Consider the following 19148-nt stretch of genomic DNA (forward strand, 5'->3'; position numbering starts at 1 on the left):
GATATAAACAAGGATCAGAAATTTCTCTATGCAAGAGAGCTTTTAAATTTCAAAGAAAAAAGAGGCATAGACGTCTTAGAGCTTATGCAAAAGATAGATAAGAAGCAAATTTTAAATAAGATGGCTTAATAAATGAAGATAGCCACCTTTTAAATTTATCTATTTAAACTTTTGTCTCATTTTGAAGCTTTGTGGCATGAGCTAGCACACTATCTACTATCTCGCTTGCGCTTTTGCCATCTTTTGAAGTGAGTAAATTTCTTTTTAGTAGCTCTTCTAAAATAAATTTGATCATCTTCTCATTTTTTAAAAGCCTTGAGAGAGGCACTATATCATCAGTCAAGCTTTGCTCGTTCATTAGCTTTGAGTAAGAGCTTGCCTCCACACTAAGCTTCGTCTCGCCACTATCACTAGCGATAGGGCTAAAACTCTTTAAAAATCCCACAAACACACCAGCATTGCTATAAGTATCATCTGCTTGATATACTGACATATCAGGGTTAAATGTATATTCGTCGCTGGCTCTTGCGTCAAGATATTCTTTGCTAAAATTTAGCTCATAGACCTCGTGGCTTACTCCAAAGCCTCTAAGCTCATCTCTAACGCTTTTTGCATCGTTAATTTGATCAAATGTTTTATATGCATTTGTAACAGATATTAGGCTCACATCTTTTAAAAAATTTGCATTTTTACCAAAGGTTTTTTGGTTAGTATCCATGCTAAAGCCTTTTGGCAAATTTGCTAGATCAGCTTCGCTATATCTATCTTTCTCGTCCCCTACAATGCTTTTAAAAAGGTTATAGTAGTGTCTTGTGGTATCAGCTACGTCTATCTTTTCAAAGACAGCCTTGCTTCTATCTTGCGTAAAGAGATATGCTTTGTTGTTGTATCTAACTATCTCATCAAGCGTGCTTTTGTGGATTTTAAAGTCTTGTGGCAAACCTGCAGCTTTGTTAAAATCAGCTCCCATAAAGCCTGCTTTATCCACTGTGTAGCCATAAGCTTGAAGATCACTGAAATTTAAAGAGATGAGGCCGTTTTGTGAAGAATAGACATAGGTAAATTTAGCAGGCTCTTGGCTTGGCTCACTACTCTTTTCTTTGGTTTTTTGGTTAAAAACATCACTAAAATTTGCAGATCTATTTTGCTTGTGTTGTTGCTTGATATATGAATTTACATTTGTGCTTAAGATGCTAATATCATTCACGGTTTGACCTCCTAGCTTCTTTTATGTTTAAAGCAAAAGGTGTTCCAGTGATTTGATTTGCAAAAGATAGATAAGAAGGAAATTTTCGGCACAACTTTTGCTTACTCTTTGAAGCTAAATTTCAAGGAGTAAGCTATGAAAGTCTCTTATAACTCCATCTTAACAAAACAGCACTACCAAAAACAGACAAAAAACGAAGGCTTTGCAAGCTTCTTACCTAACACTCCAAATATAAATTCTATCAGCCAAACCACTACTCCTAAAAATGACTTTGTTTTATCTAGCAGTATCGACTCTCTTTACCAGGCCAAATTTACTTCACAAGAGGGTTACGGATATAGTGTAGATGCTAAAGGATTTATGGGAGCTGACTTTAACAAAGCTGCAGGTCTGCCACAGGACTTTAAAATCCACAAAAGCACACTTGATGCGATAGTGCTACACAATCAAAAACATCCAAACTTTACAAATTTTTCAATGAATACAAAAAAAGATAATGTGCTATTTGGAGAGGATAGCTTTGCAAATATCGATCTAGCAGACACTATAAAGCAATACTATAAAATTTTTGATCAAATTTCAGCTGGAGTTATTAGCAAGGGTAAAGAATTTTACTCAAATGAAGATCTGGCAAAGATGCCAAAGGGCTACTTTTCAAAAGATAAAAAAATAGAGCATTATGAATACCTAATGGACAGGATGACTAGCGATGAGCTAGATGGACTAACCGATAGAAGCAATGAGAAGATAACTCATATCTTTAGGACAGCCCAAGAGGCAGACGATGCACATAGACTGTGGGATGATCTAAGTGATATAAATGTAGAAGTCAATGGAAATTTCCTTGACTTTTCTCCAGAAGTGATGACAACTGAGCATACTATCCCTTATATGTGGGTTAGTAGTGCTGGATATGACTTTAAACCTGATATGTCTGTATATGATAACGAACAAGGTTATACAAAGGAGCAAATCTTTGTAGCATTTTTAAAAAACGAGCAAGGTCTTGTGCTACAAGGTGGCACAACAAGGATAACTGACGAGGCTCTTAGTGTGTATAAAAGTTCATTAATACTTACAAAACAAGATAGAAGTGAAATAGGCATACCAAAGGCTTATTATGATGAGATACTATCTGGCAAGAAAGATCTAAAAGATATACTAGCTAGGATTTTAAAGCTTAGAAATTTAGAGCTTAAAAAAGATCACACACTTGAGGGGCTAGCAAGTAAGATAATGGATGTTTTAAAAGAATTTGATGAGAGGACGAAGGTAAAAGCCTAAAGTCCGTCAAGTAAAATTTTATAAAGGTGGTTTATCTCATCGTCATTTAGCTCGATCGTGCTTTTTGTATCAAACAAATTTTTGATCTTGCCAGCGTCAAATTCGCTCCTATCAAGGCAGTGTTTGTGTGATGGTAAAAAGCCACGAGTTAAGCAAAGCTCGCTTTCTATCTCCTCGTCGCAGATAAAGCACTCAAGCTCGCTGTGAAGCCTGCCTTCATACTCTAAAATTTTGACGTAGCTTTCGATGATAAGGCGCTTTGGATTTTGCAGCTGCATCTGTTTGGCGCAGCGATCAAGCTCGCTAAAATAAATTTCATCTAGCTGCTCGACCTCTTTTAGATGATCATAAAGTAGGCGCATAAACTGCTGCCAAATGATGAGTTTGTCGCGCTCTAGCAGCCATTTAAAGCCAAGGTGGAGTATGCTTCTAAGCTTTGGTAGAAACTTAGCCTCTTGCTCGAGCTCAAAGTCGATCTTGTAGCCAGTCATGATGTTTGAGTGGCGAGCGCCAAAAAATCTATATGACTTTACGAGCAAATTTGGCGTTAGCACAAAGACTAAAAGGTCCTCGTCTCTGACCTTTTGCACGCGCAGGATGTAGCCTTGCATCTAGGCAAAAAACTCCCTTATGCGTTCTCTCATCACGCGGGCGTCTTTGATGAAATTTACCTCATTTCTAAAGCTCGTAGCGCCATCTATGCCCTTGCTGTATTGGTGGAGGTGCTTTCTAAAGATGCAAAGTCCGTGCTCGCCGTAGTGCTCGATCATAGCGTCGAAGTGAGCTAGGATGATCTCTTGTTTTAGTGCCTTATCCACGCTACTTTTGGTCTTTATCTCGTGAAATATCCAAGGATTGCCTATACTTGCTCTGCCGATCATTAGGGCGTCGCATTTTGTGAGATTTAAAATTTCATCTGCATTTTTCGCGTTTATATCGCCATTTGCAACGACTGGGATTTTCACGCTCGCCTTTACTCTAGCGATCGCTTCATAATCAACCTTTGCGCTGTATCCACCGGCTCTGGTGCGACCATGTACTGCGATGTAGTCTGCGCCAGCTTCTTCGCAGGCTTTTGCGATTTTCTCTTCATTTTTGTCGTTAAAGCCAAGTCTAAATTTAACGCTTAGGCTCTCTTTGTTTGAGACGCTTTTTATGGCTTCGATTATACTTTGAAGTTTGTCAAGATCGTTTAGTAACGCAGATCCCGCGCCTTGTCTAACGACCTTTGGCACAGGGCAGCCGCAGTTTAGATCGAGCCCATAAATTCCATCAAATTTATTGACTATCTGCACGGCTTTTTTTATATTTTCTATATCGCTACCAGCTATTTGGACGACGTAGGGCTCTTCGTTTGGGGATTTTTTAAGCATTTCAAGGGTTTTGTCACTGCTCTCATAGACCAAGGCATTTGCGCTGATCATCTCACTGACAGTGACATCGCAGCCAAATTTCTTGACGACGCTTCGTAATGGCAGGTCAGAAAAACCAGCAAGTGGCGCTAAGAAAAGTGGCTTTTTACTAAAGTCTATCATTTAAAAAATAGCGAGCTAGGCACCATTTTGCCGTTATCTCGCAAAAATAGTAAAACCTTTATCTCTTTAAACTCATCTGGGTCGCTGCCCTCGATAGCTTCTCTTACTTTATCAAGCATCTGAAGCTCAAATAGCGCATATACGTAGGCTTCATCAGCGTCAGCATGGATGCTTTTTAGCTTCTCAAAGATGCCGATAAATGCGTCTGGTTTTAGCTTATTTTTAAGCATTATAGCTGCTTTGTCGTATTGTGCTTTTGTTACTTTTGCGTTGTTTAAAAGATCAAAAATTTCATCGCTGCTTAGGTCGATCTCATCATTTACGAAACGCGTGATAATGGTCATTATATCTTCGCTTGCTAGCTCTGGATCGATTTTTTTGATCTCATTAAATGAAGCTGTTTTTATGAGCTTATCGAAGGCTGCCTTTTTAAGGCTATCGTTTTGCTCTTGATTTTTAAGCACATCAAGATAGTAAGTAGGCATCTGCTCGATCTTGTTTAGCTCGTTTAGGATGTTTAGTTTGCTATCTTTTGCTAGTCTAAATTTTTTTAGATCGACGATCTCTTTGTTTTTTATGCTTTTTATGGTTTGTAAGATGTTGTTTATCTCGCCGTCATCAACGCCAACGTCCTTAAGCTCGCCTACTGGTGAGATAGAGCGAGTGAGCTGTGAGGCGATCTTGTAAGTGTCGGTTTTGAAGTCTTTGTTGCTCTCAAAGCCAAGAAGCGTCTCTTTTGCAAGGTCTTTGTAGAGTTGGCTATCTTTTTTGATCCATTTTTTATATCTATAAAAGGCGTATCCATGATATGCGATGTGAAGTAGGGCAAGGAGTGCCAAAATGGCTACTGGAAGTGCCACCCAGACAGCTACTGGCAAGGTTATGGCTTGACCTAAGAGCTCAAAGGTGAAGTCTGAACTATTAAGAGAATAGGTAAGTCCTGCAACAACTGCTGTGTAGATGATGCAGTAGACGAGAAATTTTCTGGTTTTCATATTTTCTCCTTAGTTTTTTGCTGTTTTTTCTATTATCTCACGACAAGCTATGCAGTATTTTGCATGCGGTTTTACTTTTAGGCGAGGGACGCCGATCTCCTCTTCACACATGTCACAAATTCCATAAGTCTTGTTTGATATCTTCTCAAGCGCCTCGTCGATCTCGTGAAGCTCGGCTCTTTGCTGGGTTGATATAGACTGCTCTATAAGCTGGTCGGTATTTACTGAAGCGATGTCAAATTCATCGCTTACTCCACTATCTCTTAGGCCGCTTACTTCAACTGATGAGTCATAAATATTTTTTTTGATTTGTAACTTTCTATCTTCAAGTAGTTTTTTGAAAAAATTTAGCTCGTTTTGAGTCATTTTATATTCCTTTATTTGTGATATGGGTGGTTTGCATTGATACAAAGCCCTCTAAAAATTTGCTCAAAAAGTACGAGTTTGGCGACTTTGTGCGCCATAGTCATCTTGCTTAAGCTTACGACTTTTTGTGCCTTGTTTTTTAAATTTTGGCTAAGCCCATAAGCTCCACCTATGAAAAAATTGATCTGTGAATTTGAGTTTAAAATTTGAGCAAATTCTTGGCTGTCAAGCTGTGAGCCATTTTCATCAAGCATCACGCAAAAGCCTTTTAAATTTGGCTCGTAAATTTCATCGTAAGCTCTTAGCGCATCGCTTCTGCCACTGCTTTGAGCCTTTGCTATCTTTTCATTAAATATTATTTTGTCGTTTATCTTGGCAAATTTTGCACTCATTTTTATATATTCTTGTATCTCGTTTTCAAAGTTGTCACGCGATGATTTTTGAATGCTAAAAACCGAAATTTCCAAACTTACCCTTTGGTTTTTAGCTTTAGTTCAAAGCCAGCTTCGCTAGGAGTAGTTACTTCGCTTTTAGAGATCATAGCTTTGTTGTTTGTAAGAAATTTAACCATATCGCTTATATATTTTTTGTGCTCGCTTCTTGGTACGATGTCATCTATAAGACCATGTTCAAGCAAAAACTCAGCCCTTTGAAAGCCCTCTGGAAGATCAGCGCCTATGGTTTGTTTGATGACCCTTTGCCCTGCAAAGCCTATTAGCGCGCCAGGTTCAGCGATTATTAGATCTCCAAGCCATGCAAACGATGCACTAACGCCGCCCATCGTAGGATCTGTAAGTATAGAAATATATGGCAGTCTTGCTTCATCAAGAAGTTTTAGGGCTGCTGAAGTCTTTGACATCTGCATCAAAGAAAATGTGCTCTCTTGCATTCTAGCGCCACCAGATGCGCTTACGATGATCAAGGCTTGGCGTTTTTCGATCGCGCGTTTTATCGCTCTTACAATCTTTTCGCCCTCGACTGAAGCTAGTGAGCCGCCCATAAAGCCAAAGTCAAAAACAACTAGCTGAATTTCTTGTCCGTTGCATTTGCCTTCGCCGCATATCACTGAGCTTGTGTGTCCTGTTTTTTCTTTATTTTCTGTAATTCTTTTTTTGTATGATTTTTTATCGACAAAATTTAAAGGATCTACTGGTTTTAAATTTGCGTCAAATTCTACAAAGCTACCTTCATCGCAGATTAAATTTATGCGATCATCAGCTTTTAATCTCATGTGGTAGCCACATTTTGGGCATACATTAAAACAAGCTTCAACTTCTTTGTAATACATCAGTGAGTGGCAGTTGTCGCATTTTACCCAGTGTGTAGGTGCTTCTTCTGGACGAGGTTGAGCTTTTCTTATCTTTGAAAAAATGTCTGAGAAATTCATCTTTTTACCCACTTATATTAAAAATTGTGGGATTATATCTAATGTTAGCCTTGCTTTTTCTTATATGACTTAAAGTTTGTTTGTTTGCGGGGGATTTAAGGGGCAAACTAGCCCCTTAAAAGTATTTTATTAGAAGCGTCTTCCGATAGTAAATTCAAATGTATTTGTATCATCGCCCTCTTTAGGTTTAAGAGCTTTTGCGAAGATTAGTTGAAGTGGTCCGATCGGTGTTATCCACTCGATACCTGTGCCAACTGATGATCTTTTTATCTCATTTAGGCTATTTTCGCCGATCATGCCATAGTCATAAAATACAACGCCACGCATTTTGACACGCTCTATTATAGGGAAGCTCATCTCAACTGAGTTGTTAAATGATGTTTCGCCGCCGTATTCATAGTAGTCACCTTTGTATTTTACTTTTGGAGATACGGTTCTGCTCTCATAACCACGTAAGCTTCTTATGCCACCAAGGTAAAGTCTTTCGTTGATCGGAGTATAGCCTCTCTCCCAAATTTTGCCAAAGCTTGCTTTATATCTTAGGATAAGATCGTAGTCTATGTACTCTCTAAGACCTAGATAGTAGTTGAAATTTGTGCGGTTTTTAACAAAATCCATATCACCACCAAGTCCTGCTATCTCAAATGATGTGCTAGCTATGATACCGCGTCTTGGCAAGTAGTAGTCATCAGTGCTGTTATATGTCAAAGCCGGAGTTATAGCGCTTTTTATAGCCTTGCCTTCTCTATAAATTTCTTTGCCTGTGTCTTTATTTATATTTCTTAGTTCGTCATCTTTTAGAGTAACTTTACTTTGCTCGATATTATAAGTAAGTGATGCGCTTAAATTTCTGGTTAATTTTCTACCTAGTGTTGTGCTAAAGCCATAGCTTCTCTCTTTATATGTTCTCCAGTCATAGTCATTTGCATAGAGTGTTCCGCCAAGGCTATACTCTGAGTCAAAAATTCTTGGATTTGTAAGACTTATCTGACCTGAAAGCTCTCTATCACTCTTATCTACACTTACTTGTCCTTGAAGACCAGAGCCAAAGATGTTTGTGTCAGAAAGTGCAGCGTTAAGTAGCAAGCCATCGCTACTTCCGTATCCGATACCGCCACTTATTGAGCCAGTTGAGGCCTCTTTTACCTTTACTTTTAGATCGACTGTATTTTTATCAACCGGGTCCTCTTCTATCTCGACATCGTCAAAGTAACTTGTTCTTTTTAATGCATCTTTTGAGTCTTGAAGGTCGGTTCTACTATATAAATTTCCCTCAGTTAGATATAGCTCACGTCTTACGACACGATCGACTGTTCTATCGTTTCCTGAAATTTGAACATTTCTTATATATACTTTTTCGCCAGGATCTACTTCGTAGTCGATATCAACTGTTTTATTTTCATCAAATTTATCAGTCTTTGGATAGACCTTAACAAATGCATATCCCTTGTCAGCGACCATATCGTCAAGCTTTTTCATATCTTGGCGAAGTCTTGCTGAGTTCATCGTATCGCCAGCTTCAAGTCTAAAATCATCTATGATCTTTTTAGTATCAAGTCCTAGCTCTTCAGGCGCTGTGATGCTTACATTTGAAACCTTATAAGGCTCGCCCTCGTGGATGTAGTAGGTAAGATCAGCTGTGTAGTTATCAAATGACGCATTTAGGTAAGGTGACGAAACTGTCGCGTCTAGGTAGCCTTTTTGAAAGTACTTATCTTGAATCCTTGCTGGGTCGTTTTCAAGCTCAAAAAGTTTAACTTTTCCGTCGTTTCTACCCCAAAGCCAGCCCATAAATTCTCTACTTTTGTTTGCGACTACTGGCTCGATATCGTCATAGTCAAATTCTTTTGCCCCGACTAAATTTACCTTTTTGATTATCATATTTTCGCCGCGGTTTATGTTTAGAGTGATGAAAAGTGAGCTGTCGTTGTCTGCAACTGGCTGTTTTTCTACGTCGACAACTGTGTCAAAATAGCCTTTTGACTCGTAATACTGGCGAATTCTCTCTTTTGTTTTTTCTATAGTTAGCTCATCATACATATTGCCAGGTTTTATGTTGATTAGCGATTCGATCGCAGTTTTGTCGTTTGTCACAACACCCTTTAGATCGACTCTAGCTACGCTTGGCTTCTCTTTTACTTTTACTAAAAGATTGCCATTACCTGTATCTTCTATGTAGATATCATCAAAATAATTTTGCTTGTATAAATTTGTGATAGCCTTATCGCTAAGCTTTGGAGTTAGCTCTTGACCGACTTTTAGTCCCATTATCTGAGTGGCTACATCAGGTGAAAGGTGGATTAGACCTTTGAAATTTATTGACTGAATCGTTTGCGCATTTAGACCGCTTAAAGCTAGTGCTAGTAAAAATAATTTCTTTTTCATTAAATTTAACCTAGAGTTTTAGTATAAGTGCGTATAATATCATATTTTATTTTTAAAAAATTTAAATTTTATAATTTTAAAGGTTTTTTATGAAAATAGGTATCATCGGACTTGGTCTTATGGGCGGCTCGCTTGGTCTTGCATTAAAAGATGAGAAGCTGATCTCATGTGTCAGCGGATATGATAAAGATGAAAATCACAGCAAAAAAGCACTCGAGCTTGGACTGGTACATGAAATTTTAAGCATTGATGAGATGAAAAAGAAGTGTGACATCATCTTTTTGGCTGTTCCAGTTGAGGCTATCGTAAGCATCGTGCAAAATTTAACTGACATTAGTGAAGATACGACGATCATCGACTTTGGCTCGACAAAGCAAAAGATAATAGAAGCCGTGCCAGAAAAAATTCGTAAAAATTTCATCCCAGCTCACCCGATGGCAGGTACTGAGTACTCTGGTCCTGAGGCTGCCTTTAAGTCACTTTACACAGGCGCAACTGTCATAGTTTGTGACTTTGCTGAGAGTGCAGAAAAACATGTAAAAAGAAGCGTTGAGCTATTTTCTTGCCTTGGCATGAAGATCATTTTCATGAGTGCAAAAGAGCATGATCATCACGTGGGTCTCATCTCGCATCTGCCTCATGCTATTGCATTTTCGCTTGCTAGCGGGATCTTAAAAGAAGAGGATAAAAGGCACATCGTTGCACTTGGCGGACCGACATTTAAGGGTATGATACGTGTTGCAAAGAGCTCGCCATTTATGTGGAGCGATATATTTAAGCAAAATAAAGACAATGTCGTTGCCGCGATAAATATGTTTGAAAAAGAGCTAAATTTATGCAAAGATCTTATAAAAGACGAGCGCTGGGATGAGCTTTTTGATTGGATGAGCGAAGCTAGAGCTGTAAGAGAAATTTTGTAATTAACTAAAAATTTATTGATTATATGTAAAATTTCGCAAATAAAATTTAAGGTAATAATATATGTATAGACGTGGAATAGGTGGTTTTGGCATTGTTGTGGTTTTACTTGTTTTGATATTGGCTGGTGGCTTTGGTTATGCTTTGATGTCAAAAGACTTTGAGCGAAATGAGCCAATTATCGGCGTTGCTGATAAGGTTTATTGGAACCTTCGCTCGCCTATGAATATCAAATTTAAAGATGACAGCGGCATAAAATTTGTGCGCATTAGCATAAATGACGGCAAAAATGACCTAAATTTACTAAATCAAATCATACAAAATCCAAGCACTGAGCTTGATGTAAATTTAACCTTCCCAAAGACTGGATTCTTTGCTCAAAAAGATACTTATGAGATGAGCATAGAAGCGGTCGATACTAGCAAATGGGGCTTTTTTACTGGCAATAAAGCAAGCAAAAAAGTTGAGGTTGTGCTCGACACCTCAAAGCCTGATCTTTATGTGCTTTCTCAGTCTTACTCTATCTCAAAAGGCGGTAGTGCAGTTGTCGTCTTTAGAGCGACTGATAATCAGCTAAAAGAGGTTTATGTCCAGACAAATTTTGGTAAGAAATTTAAGGCTGTGCCATTTTACAAAGAGGGCTTTTATGCAGCACTTGTTGCTTGGCCAGTGCAAGTTGAAAACTTTAGCGCTGAGGTCATCGCAAGAGACTTTGCGGGCAATGAGAGCAAATCTCACGTGAGATATTTTTATGAAAATGTAAAATACAAAACTTCAACCATTGCTTTAAATGATAGATTTTTAGACGGAAAGATCGTTGATCTAACAGATCAATACGCCAAAGATCCAAACGCTCTTTCAAGGCTTGAGAAGATGAAATTTGTCAATGAAACACTAAGAAATTCAAACGAAGAGAAGATAACAGCACTTACTTCAAATGTCGATACCGACATCACAAATGGCTTTAATATAATTCCATTTTACCCGCTTAGAAATGGCAAGAAAGTAGCTGATTTTGCCGACCACCGCTTCTATACATATAATAATGAGCAAGTAAGTGAGTCATGGCACATGGGTATTGACTTTGCAAGCGTGGCATCAGCTCCGATAATAGCCAGCAATGCAGGCCGCGTTGTGCTAGCATCTGAGAATGGAATTTATGGTTTAAACATTGTGATCGATCATGGGTTTGGACTTTATTCGCTCTATGGTCACTGCTCAAGTGCGAAGGTAAAAGAGGGCGACATGGTTGCTGCTGGCGATCAAATAGGCACAACTGGAACGAGCGGTCTTGCGCTTGGAGATCACCTTCACTTTGGAATTTTGGTCCAAGGCGAAGAGGTAAGACCTCAACAATGGATGGATAAAAAGTGGATAAAAGACAATGTGACAAGTGTCTTGGATGCCGCAAAGGCGATGATAGATAAGAATTAAATTTGCAAATTTGATTTTTTAGTGCTATCATAAGCGAACAAAAAAATATAAGGAAAATTTTTGAAACAAACTACTATCGCAAGACGCGTTGAGACCGTTGGTATAGGGCTTCATAAGGGTGAGCCGATAAGACTTATACTAGAACCTCTTGATGCAAATTCAGGTATTATTTTGCACCGCGAAGATCTTGGTATTAGTTTTAAAGCTGAGCCTAAAAACGTTATAAATACGCAAATGGCAACCGTCGTTGGCAACGAAAAGGGCTTTATCAGCACGATAGAGCACCTAATGGCAGCTGTAAATGGATACGGCATTGATAATATTAGAATTTCAGTTGATGCAAATGAAATTCCTGTCATGGACGGCAGTGCGATAAGCTTTTGTATGTTGCTTGATGAAGCTGGTATAAGACATCTTGACGCTGGTAAAAAAGTCATCCTTGTCCGCCGCGAGGTCGAGGTGGTTGAGGGGTCAAAATTTGTGCGAACTTCGCCTTCAAGAAATCCAAAATTTGACTATACGATCAAATTTGACCACCCAGTTATCGGCGAGCAAAGATATGTTTTTGAATTTAGCAAGAGCTCATTTGTAAAAAATATCGCTCGTGCTAGAACTTTTGGCTTTTTAAAAGATTTGCAACGCTTGCAAGCTCAAAATTTAGCCCTTGGTGCATCGCTTGATAATGCCGTGGCTATCGATGATACGCATATTTTAAACCCAGAGGGTTTGAGATTTGAAAATGAGTTTGTAAGACATAAAATTTTAGACGCAGTTGGTGATTTGAGCTTGCTTGGAGCACCTTTACTTGGGGATTACACAGCATTTGCGGGTAGCCACGATCTAAACCACAAACTAACACTTGCTTTAATGGCAGATGAGAAAAATTATGAGATCGCAACGCTTAGTGGCGAGCTTTTAAAAGAGTATCAAAAGGTATTTGCATAAAAAATATTGAAATTTTAGTAGTCTCTTTATCGACTCCACTTTTAGTTGGAGTCTATAAAGATGGCGTAAAATTTGATGAGATCACAACTGACGAACATGTCAGCGAAGCTCTGATAAAAATCCTAGAAAATTTATCCTCTAAATTTAACATCACAAAGATCATCTACGCAAACACGCCAGGCAGTTTTATGGGGCTAAAGGTGGCCTACGTCATCTTAAAGACTTTTTCTTTGGCAAAGGGCTGTGAATTTTACGCGGTTAGTGGCTTTAGTCTAAATGGCGGCCAAGCGATCAGGGCAAATAAAAATTTAAGCTTTGTCTTGAAAAATGGTGAAATTTCGCTTGAAAAAGTTGAGCCAGTGAGATTTGTGTTGCCTTTAAATTTAGATGAATTAAAACTAAATTCAGATACACTTCCAAATTATATCATTCAAGCTGTTTAGGAGAAAATTTGAATATCTTAATCCCTGCCACAAGTGCAAATTTAGGACCTGGTTTTGACGCTTTAGGACTTAGTTTAAAGCTTTTTAATAGCGTAAAGATCGAACCATCTAAATTTAGCTCAGTCTCTATAAATGGCGAGGGAAGTGATAGCACAAATTTAAAAAGAAACAACATTTTTCTAAGCATTTTTAATGAAATTTTTTTAGAGCTAACCGGCAAAAATGAAAATTTTAGAGTCGTTTTTGAAAACAATATCCCATTTTCAAGAGGGCTTGGCAGCAGCTCTGCAGTGATAGTCGGTGCTATCGCTTCAGCTTACGAGATGGCTGGGTTTAAGGCTAGTAAAAGCGTCGTTTTAAATAAAGCGATCATCTATGAAACCCATCCAGACAATATCTCGCCAGCAGTTCACGGCGGATTTATTAGCGCGATCGTGAAAAATGGCAGTGTCTATGCAAATAAAATAAATTTAAGCGATGATATAAAAGCGGTTGTTGTCATCCCAAATAAGCCGATGAGCACGGCATCATCAAGACAAATTTTACCAAAAAACTACACCATTAAAGAGTGCGTAAATAACCTCTCTCACGCTGCATTTTTGACATCTTGTTTTTATGAAAAAAGATATGATCTTTTAAGGGTAGCAAGTGAGGACATGATGCACGAAGAGCGCAGAATGAGCGCGTTAGAAGAGCTTTTTGAGGTGCGAAAGGTAGCTTATGAAAATGGATCGCTAATGAGCACACTTTCAGGCTCAGGCTCAAGCTTTTTAAACATCGCATATAAAGACGACGCTAAAAATTTACAAGATGTTTTAAAGAGTAAATTTAGTGATTTTAGAGTGGAAATTTTTTCATTTGATAACGATGGATACGAAATCACGCAAAGCTAGAAACAAGTTTAAAAAGGTATAATGAATAAAAATAATCCAGTAAGGACATGCGTCGCTTGCAAAGTCAAATTTTCTCAAAACTTGCTAAAAAGATACCGCTTGGTAGGCAAGAATTTGGAGTGCGGCAAAGGAAATGGTCGCAGTTTCTATCTGTGTGATGGCTGTTTGCAAAAAGACGACAAAATTTTAAAAAAAATAATTGATAAACAAACTAAAGGTGCCCTCGGACTTGACGCACCGAAGTTAAAGGAGATACTCTTAAATGAGCAATGTTAGGATTTCAGAGATCGCAAATGAGCTTGGCTACCCAAGTAAAGAGATAGTCGAAAAAGCTCAAGAACTAGGCCTAAAGGTCAAAACTCACTCAAATGCTGTGAGCCTTGAAGAGGCTGAAGCAATATATGAGTACGTTCAAACTGGTGTAATACCAGAGAAATTTAAAAAGAAAAAGAGCGAGCCAAAAGCAAAAAAAGAGCCTAAAAAAGAGGCAGAAAAAGAGCCAGCTAAAAAAGAAGAAAAGCCTAAAACTGAGCCTAAAAAGGCAGCTGCTAAGGCTGAGTCAAAGCCTGAAAAGGCGAAGACTGAGCCTAAAAAAGAGGTGCAAATTTCAGAGGATAAACCTAAAACTGAGCCTAAAAAAGAAGAGTCAGTAAAGGTTGAGCAAAAGCCAGCTGAAGCACCAAAACCAAAAGAGAGTTTGGCTGATGTGACCCAAAAAAGACGCGGCCTTGTGATAGTTAAAAAGAAAAAAGATTATGAGGCGCCAGCTCTAGTAAAAGAGGAGAAAAAGGCTGAGGCGGCTGTTACTAACATTAGTGATTTTAAGAGTATGTTCTCTGCTAGCGATGAAAATTTGGCTAGAAAAAAGAAAAAAGAGAAAAAGATAACAGTCGTAAGTAAAAAAGATAACGCCGAGAAGATGGACTTGCTTGGTGGAAGCGACTTTGGTGACATCGTGCTTGAAGATGAAGATGTGGTGGTGTTGCCTGATTTTAGCTTCAAAACACCAGCACCAGCTCCTATGCAAAGGACAAAACAGCCAAATGCGATGAAAACAACCGTCAATAACACGATAAATTCATTTGGCGAAGGCGGCATACAAAGAAGAGCTAGAAAAAAACACAAAAAGCCTGAAAATAAACAAAACAGCGAAGCTGTAACTTCGATAAATATCCCAAAAGAAATTCGCGTTTACGAATTTGCTGAAAAGCTAAACAAACAGCCTAGCGAGGTCATAGGCAAGCTATTTATGCTTGGTATGATGACAACTAAAAACGACTTTTTGGATGAAGATGCGATAGAAATTTTGGCTGATGAGTTCAATGTCGAGGTAAATATCATCGATGATCAAAAAGAATTTGACTACGTTGCAGCCTATGAAGAGGAGATAAAAGATGATGAAAATCTCCAGCCAAGAGCACCAGTCATAACCATCATGGGTCACGTAGACCACGGCAAAACCTCGCTACTTGACTACATAAGAAAGTCTCGCGTAGCAGCAGGCGAGGCTGGCGGTATCACACAGCACGTTGGTGCTTATATGGTAAATAAAAACGGCAAAAACATCACATTTATCGACACTCCAGGCCACGAGGCATTTACGGCTATGCGTGCAAGGGGCGCTGGTGTAACTGATATAGTTATCATCGTTGTTGCAGCAGATGACGGCGTAAAACCACAGACAAAAGAGGCAGTTAGCCACGCAAAAGCCGCTGGCGTGCCAATAATCATCGCAATAAATAAAATGGATAAAGAGTCAGCAAATCCTGATCTAGTAAAAACCGGTCTTGCTGAGCTTGACATCATGCCAACAGAGTGGGGTGGCAAGTATGAATTTGTGCCGATCTCTGCAAAAACAGGCATGGGCATAGATGATCTACTTGAGATCGTACTTTTGCAAGCTGATCTTCTGGAGCTAAAGGCAAATCCAAAGGCAAACGCAAAGGCTACTGTCATCGAGAGCTCACTTCAAAAGGGCCGTGGTCCAGTAGCTACCATCATCGTTGAAAACGGCACGCTTCATGTCGGAGATACCGTTGTAGCTGGAGTTGCATACGGTAAGATAAGAAGCTTGCTTGATGATCAGGGTAGGCCATTAAAAGAGATAAAGCCAGGCGAATGTGGCGTGATAGTGGGTCTTAGCGAGATAGCGGAGGCTGGCGAGACGCTAATAGGCGTAAAAACTGATAAAGAAGCTCGTGAGTACGCACAGAAAAAGGCTGAGTATATCCGCCAAAAAGAGCTTAGCAAGAGCACGAAAGTTAGTATCGATGAGCTTAGTGCTAAGATCGCTGAGGGCGAGCTAAAAACACTTCCGGTCATCATCAAAGCTGACGTTGGCGGATCACTCGAGGCGCTAAAAGCGAGCCTAGAAAAACTAGCAAATGACGAGATCAGAGTAAATGTGATCCACTCAGGCGTTGGCGGTATCACGCAAAGCGACGTTGCGCTTGCAAGCGCAAGCAACGACTGTATCATCCTTGGCTTTAACATCAGACCAACTGGCGAGATAAAAGAGAAGGCAAAAGAGAGTGGCGTCGAGATAAAAACTTACAACGTTATTTATAACCTAATCGACGATGTGAAGGCGATTTTGGGCGGACTAATGTCGCCGATCATCAGAGAAGAGCAGCTTGGTCAAGCTCAGGTTCGCCAAGTGATCCATGTGCCAAAAGTTGGCACTATCGCTGGATGTATCGTCACTGAGGGCACGATAAATAGAGGGGCAAAAATTCGTCTTATTAGAGAAGGTGTGGTCGTTTATGAGGGCTTAGTTAGCTCACTAAAACGCTTCAAAGATGACGTCAAAGAGGTTGCTAAAGGCTACGAGTGTGGCGTTGGTATCGAAAATTTCAACGACATCAGAGAAAATGACTACATCGAAAGCTTCAAAGAAGTCAAGGAGAAAGCTACTCTATGAACGCTAACGAAATAAAGCGTATGAGAACAGAGAGCGTGCTAAAAGAGCTCATACCAGAGGCTTTAGCCACTCTTGAAGATAGCATTTTAAAGGGGCTTTGCGTCACTGACGTCGAGTGCAAAAAGGGCAGATACGACGCCTTTGTCTATCTTGACAAGATGATGTTTGACGAGCGCGAGCAAGAGTATATTTTGGGGCATTTAAAGCGCGTTTGCAGGCACTTGCAAAACCACTGCATGGCAGCTGAGGGCTGGTATAGATGTCCAAATTTTCACTTTAAATTTGATGATAGATTAGAATATCAAAACCATATGGATAAGTTGTTTGATAAAATTTCAAAGGATTTAAACAAAAATGGATAATTTAGACAAACTAGTACGCGAATGCGGCGTTGAGCTTTACGATAGCGAGATCGCAAATGAAAATGGCAGAGCTATTTTTAGAGTTTATATCACAAAAAATGGCGGAGTTAGCCTTGATGACTGCGAAAAAGTGAGCCGTCTGCTCTCGCCTATCTTTGACGTGACACCGCCAGTTAGTGGAGATTATAACCTTGAGGTTAGCTCACCTGGCCTTGAGAGAAAGCTTAGCAAGCCTTCGCATTTTAAAGCGAGCGTTGGTGAGCTAGTTAAAGTTCAAACCGAGGCTGAGAAATTTGCAGGAAGGCTTGTAAAAGCGGACGAAGAGAGCATCGCAGTAGAAAACGAAGAGGGAATTTTTGAGATCAACATCAGTGAGATAAAAAAAGCAAAAACATATTTGGAGTGGTAAAATGCTAAGCGACATCGAGATAACTCACCAAACGAAGTTAGAACACATCAGTAAAGTTGCCGCAAGATTAGGCTTAAACGAAGATGAGCTTGAGCTTTACGGCAAATTTAAGGCTAAAATTTCCCCTAGACTTGAGCCATCAAACTCAAAGCTCATCTTAGTCACCGCGACTAATCCAACCCCATACGGCGAAGGCAAAACGACTATGTCGATCGGTCTAGCTGACGCACTAAATTTACTTAATAAAAAGGTCTGCCTAGCACTTCGCGAGCCATCTCTTGGGCCAGTTTTTGGCATAAAGGGTGGAGCAGCAGGTGGTGGCTACTCGCAGCTTGCGCCGATGGAGGATCTAAATTTACACTTCACTGGCGATTTTCATGCGATAACATCGGCAAATAACCTAATTTCAGCGATGATAGATAATAGCCTCTATCAAGAAAACCCACTAAAAATAGAGAAAATTTTATGGAAGCGCTGTATGGATATGAACGACCGCGCGCTAAGATTTATCACCGTTGGTCAGGGCGGCAGGACTGATGGCATGCCAAGAGAAGATGGCTTTAACATCACCGCTGCAAGCGAGATCATGGCCGTGCTTTGTCTAGCTACAAGCCTTTCTGATCTAAAAGAGCGCGTGGCAAACATCATGGTCGCCTATGATAGCGATAAAAAGCCTATCTACGTGCGTGATCTAGGCTGCGAGGATGCTGTTTGCATACTTTTAAAAGATGCGATCAAGCCAAATTTATTTCAAACACTTGAACATACTCCTACACTCGTGCATGGCGGCCCATTTGCAAACATCGCACACGGCTGCAACTCGGTCATCGCAACAAAAACAGCTCTAAATTTAGCTGACTACGTCATCACTGAAGCTGGCTTTGGCTCGGAGCTTGGAGCGGAGAAATTTTTAGATATAAAGTGCAGGGTTGCTGACATCAAACCAAGCGCTGTGGTGCTTGTAAGTACGATTAGATCGCTAAAATATAACGGCGAAGCAAATAAAGATGAGATCACAAAACCAGATATGAATGCCCTTAAAAAAGGCATCGAAAACCTTGGCGGACACATCGAAAATTTAAAAGTCAAATTTGGTCAAAACGTAGTTGTGGCGCTTAATAAATTTGGCTTTGACACTGATGAAGAGATAAATTTTGTAAAAGAGTACTGCCGTGAGCTTGGCGTAGAAGTGGCAGTTTGCGAGAATTTTGTAAAAGGTGGCAAAGGTGCGCTTGAGCTAGCTGAGCTAGTTTTAAAAGCGTGCGACAAGCCAAGCAAGATAAATTTCACCTATGAGATGGGCGACGATACGAAAACTAAAATAGAAAAGGTCGCTAAGGAAATTTATGGAGCTGGCGAGGTGGTCTTTGAAGAGGCTGCTCTTAAAAAGATCGAGATGATAAAAGAGCTAAATTTGAGCCATTTGCCAGTTTGTATCGCAAAAACACAGTACTCATTTAGCGATGATGCGAAGCTTTTGGGTAGGGCAAAGGGCTTTACATTTAGCGTAAAAGACCTTGATATTAGAACGGGAGCTGGCTTTATCGTCGCGGTTTGCGGCAAGATCATGCTTATGCCAGGACTTCCAAAAGTGCCAGCTGCGGTCAATATGAAGATAGACGCAGAGGGCAAGATCGACGGCTTGTCGTAAATTTATGAAAACAC

Annotated in this window: 18 protein-coding genes and 1 pseudogene; 11 read left to right on the forward strand and 8 right to left on the reverse strand. The window is 39.7% G+C overall.

The window, feature by feature from the left end; all coding sequences use genetic code 11:
• Window positions 1–129, forward strand: a pseudogene (locus tag CYP26_RS10405) (cell surface protein); the annotation flags it as partial.
• Window positions 130–163: 34 nt separating this feature from the next.
• Here CYP26_RS10405 and CYP26_RS01595 read toward each other — a convergent pair.
• A complete protein-coding gene (locus CYP26_RS01595; protein ID WP_103630119.1) occupies window positions 164–1207 on the reverse strand; it encodes a Cj0814 family flagellar-dependent secreted protein in 1044 nt (347 codons plus the stop codon).
• A 135-nt stretch (window positions 1208–1342) separates the two neighbouring features.
• On the opposite strand from CYP26_RS01595, the gene CYP26_RS01600 reads away from it, so the two are divergent.
• On the forward strand, window positions 1343–2491 hold the full coding sequence (locus CYP26_RS01600) for a Cj0814 family flagellar-dependent secreted protein (protein ID WP_103630120.1): 1149 nt from the start codon (window positions 1343–1345) through the stop codon (window positions 2489–2491).
• Here the strand turns inward: CYP26_RS01600 and recO are convergent.
• The 7 genes from recO to bamA all read right to left on the reverse strand — a co-directional run bounded on the left by recO (window position 2488) and on the right by bamA (window position 9159).
• Window positions 2488–3102 (reverse strand): recombination protein RecO, encoded by a 615-nt coding sequence (gene recO, locus CYP26_RS01605; RefSeq protein WP_103630121.1) that lies wholly within the window; start codon window positions 3100–3102, stop codon window positions 2488–2490. The two genes, CYP26_RS01600 and recO, sit on opposite strands and share 4 nt — an antisense overlap.
• Window positions 3103–4026, reverse strand: a complete 924-nt coding sequence (locus CYP26_RS01610; RefSeq protein WP_103630122.1) for a tRNA dihydrouridine synthase — start codon at window positions 4024–4026, stop codon at window positions 3103–3105.
• A complete protein-coding gene (locus CYP26_RS01615; RefSeq protein ID WP_103599559.1) occupies window positions 4023–5021 on the reverse strand; it encodes a uroporphyrinogen III synthase HEM4 in 999 nt (332 codons plus the stop codon). The genes CYP26_RS01610 and CYP26_RS01615 overlap by 4 nt, the downstream gene beginning before the upstream one ends.
• A 9-nt stretch (window positions 5022–5030) precedes the next feature.
• Window positions 5031–5387 (reverse strand): RNA polymerase-binding protein DksA, encoded by a 357-nt coding sequence (dksA, locus tag CYP26_RS01620; RefSeq protein ID WP_103630123.1) that lies wholly within the window; start codon window positions 5385–5387, stop codon window positions 5031–5033.
• Between the two features lie 11 nt (window positions 5388–5398).
• Window positions 5399–5854 carry a 23S rRNA (pseudouridine(1915)-N(3))-methyltransferase RlmH gene (locus CYP26_RS01625; RefSeq protein ID WP_009294328.1) on the reverse strand — a complete coding sequence of 152 codons (456 nt, stop codon included), beginning with the start codon at window positions 5852–5854 and terminating at the stop codon, window positions 5399–5401.
• A 2-nt stretch (window positions 5855–5856) separates the two neighbouring features.
• Window positions 5857–6774 (reverse strand): acetyl-CoA carboxylase, carboxyltransferase subunit beta, encoded by a 918-nt coding sequence (accD, locus tag CYP26_RS01630; protein WP_103630155.1) that lies wholly within the window; start codon window positions 6772–6774, stop codon window positions 5857–5859.
• 129 nt (window positions 6775–6903) lie between these two features.
• Entirely contained in the window at window positions 6904–9159 is a 2256-nt protein-coding gene (gene bamA / locus CYP26_RS01635; RefSeq protein WP_021087566.1) for an outer membrane protein assembly factor BamA, read from the reverse strand.
• An 89-nt stretch (window positions 9160–9248) separates the two neighbouring features.
• Here bamA and CYP26_RS01640 point away from each other — a divergent pair, with 89 nt between their 5' ends.
• The 9 genes from CYP26_RS01640 to CYP26_RS01685 all read left to right on the forward strand — a co-directional run bounded on the left by CYP26_RS01640 (window position 9249) and on the right by CYP26_RS01685 (window position 19134).
• Complete coding sequence (locus tag CYP26_RS01640; protein WP_103630124.1) at window positions 9249–10079, forward strand: prephenate dehydrogenase; 831 nt, start codon at window positions 9249–9251, stop codon at window positions 10077–10079.
• A 61-nt stretch (window positions 10080–10140) separates the two neighbouring features.
• Window positions 10141–11511: a M23 family metallopeptidase gene (locus tag CYP26_RS01645; protein WP_004317224.1), complete on the forward strand. Its 1371-nt coding sequence runs from the start codon at window positions 10141–10143 to the stop codon at window positions 11509–11511.
• Window positions 11512–11571: 60 nt separating this feature from the next.
• Window positions 11572–12456 carry a UDP-3-O-acyl-N-acetylglucosamine deacetylase gene (gene lpxC / locus CYP26_RS01650; RefSeq protein WP_004317248.1) on the forward strand — a complete coding sequence of 295 codons (885 nt, stop codon included), beginning with the start codon at window positions 11572–11574 and terminating at the stop codon, window positions 12454–12456.
• An 80-nt stretch (window positions 12457–12536) separates the two neighbouring features.
• Window positions 12537–12899: a glycoprotease gene (locus CYP26_RS01655; RefSeq protein ID WP_087582679.1), complete on the forward strand. Its 363-nt coding sequence runs from the start codon at window positions 12537–12539 to the stop codon at window positions 12897–12899.
• 8 nt (window positions 12900–12907) lie between these two features.
• Window positions 12908–13792, forward strand: coding sequence for a homoserine kinase (thrB, locus tag CYP26_RS01660; RefSeq protein ID WP_103630125.1), 885 nt, complete (start codon window positions 12908–12910; stop codon window positions 13790–13792).
• Window positions 13793–14054: 262 nt separating this feature from the next.
• Complete coding sequence (gene infB / locus CYP26_RS01670; protein ID WP_103630126.1) at window positions 14055–16712, forward strand: translation initiation factor IF-2; 2658 nt, start codon at window positions 14055–14057, stop codon at window positions 16710–16712.
• Window positions 16709–17074, forward strand: coding sequence for a 30S ribosome-binding factor RbfA (rbfA, locus tag CYP26_RS01675; protein WP_004317240.1), 366 nt, complete (start codon window positions 16709–16711; stop codon window positions 17072–17074). Before infB ends, rbfA begins: the two co-directional genes overlap by 4 nt.
• Window positions 17067–17483: a ribosome maturation factor RimP gene (rimP, locus tag CYP26_RS01680; protein WP_103624995.1), complete on the forward strand. Its 417-nt coding sequence runs from the start codon at window positions 17067–17069 to the stop codon at window positions 17481–17483. Before rbfA ends, rimP begins: the two co-directional genes overlap by 8 nt.
• Before the next feature lies 1 nt (window position 17484).
• The gene (locus tag CYP26_RS01685) at window positions 17485–19134 is read left to right on the forward strand and encodes a formate--tetrahydrofolate ligase (protein WP_103630127.1); all 1650 of its coding nucleotides are present in this window, start codon (window positions 17485–17487) and stop codon (window positions 19132–19134) included.
• Window positions 19135–19148: the final 14 nt, after the last annotated feature.

Origin of the sequence: Campylobacter concisus (assembly GCF_002913225.1) — a bacterium.
Taxonomy (GTDB): domain Bacteria; phylum Campylobacterota; class Campylobacteria; order Campylobacterales; family Campylobacteraceae; genus Campylobacter_A; species Campylobacter_A concisus_J.

Excerpts from the sequence above, each read along its gene's own strand:
- CYP26_RS01685 (WP_103630127.1), top strand. The coding sequence starts at position 17,485 with ATGCTAAGCGACATCGAGATAACTCACCAAACGAAGTTAGAACACATC.
- recO (WP_103630121.1), bottom strand. The coding sequence starts at position 3,102 with ATGCAAGGCTACATCCTGCGCGTGCAAAAGGTCAGAGACGAGGACCTT.
- rbfA (WP_004317240.1), top strand. The coding sequence starts at position 16,709 with ATGAACGCTAACGAAATAAAGCGTATGAGAACAGAGAGCGTGCTAAAA.
- CYP26_RS01610 (WP_103630122.1), bottom strand. The coding sequence starts at position 4,026 with ATGATAGACTTTAGTAAAAAGCCACTTTTCTTAGCGCCACTTGCTGGT.
- CYP26_RS01615 (WP_103599559.1), bottom strand. The coding sequence starts at position 5,021 with ATGAAAACCAGAAAATTTCTCGTCTACTGCATCATCTACACAGCAGTT.
- rimP (WP_103624995.1), top strand. The coding sequence starts at position 17,067 with ATGGATAATTTAGACAAACTAGTACGCGAATGCGGCGTTGAGCTTTAC.
- accD (WP_103630155.1), bottom strand. The coding sequence starts at position 6,774 with ATGAATTTCTCAGACATTTTTTCAAAGATAAGAAAAGCTCAACCTCGT.
- CYP26_RS01645 (WP_004317224.1), top strand. The coding sequence starts at position 10,141 with ATGTATAGACGTGGAATAGGTGGTTTTGGCATTGTTGTGGTTTTACTT.
- bamA (WP_021087566.1), bottom strand. The coding sequence starts at position 9,159 with ATGAAAAAGAAATTATTTTTACTAGCACTAGCTTTAAGCGGTCTAAAT.
- CYP26_RS01640 (WP_103630124.1), top strand. The coding sequence starts at position 9,249 with ATGAAAATAGGTATCATCGGACTTGGTCTTATGGGCGGCTCGCTTGGT.
- infB (WP_103630126.1), top strand. The coding sequence starts at position 14,055 with ATGAGCAATGTTAGGATTTCAGAGATCGCAAATGAGCTTGGCTACCCA.
- dksA (WP_103630123.1), bottom strand. The coding sequence starts at position 5,387 with ATGACTCAAAACGAGCTAAATTTTTTCAAAAAACTACTTGAAGATAGA.
- CYP26_RS01600 (WP_103630120.1), top strand. The coding sequence starts at position 1,343 with ATGAAAGTCTCTTATAACTCCATCTTAACAAAACAGCACTACCAAAAA.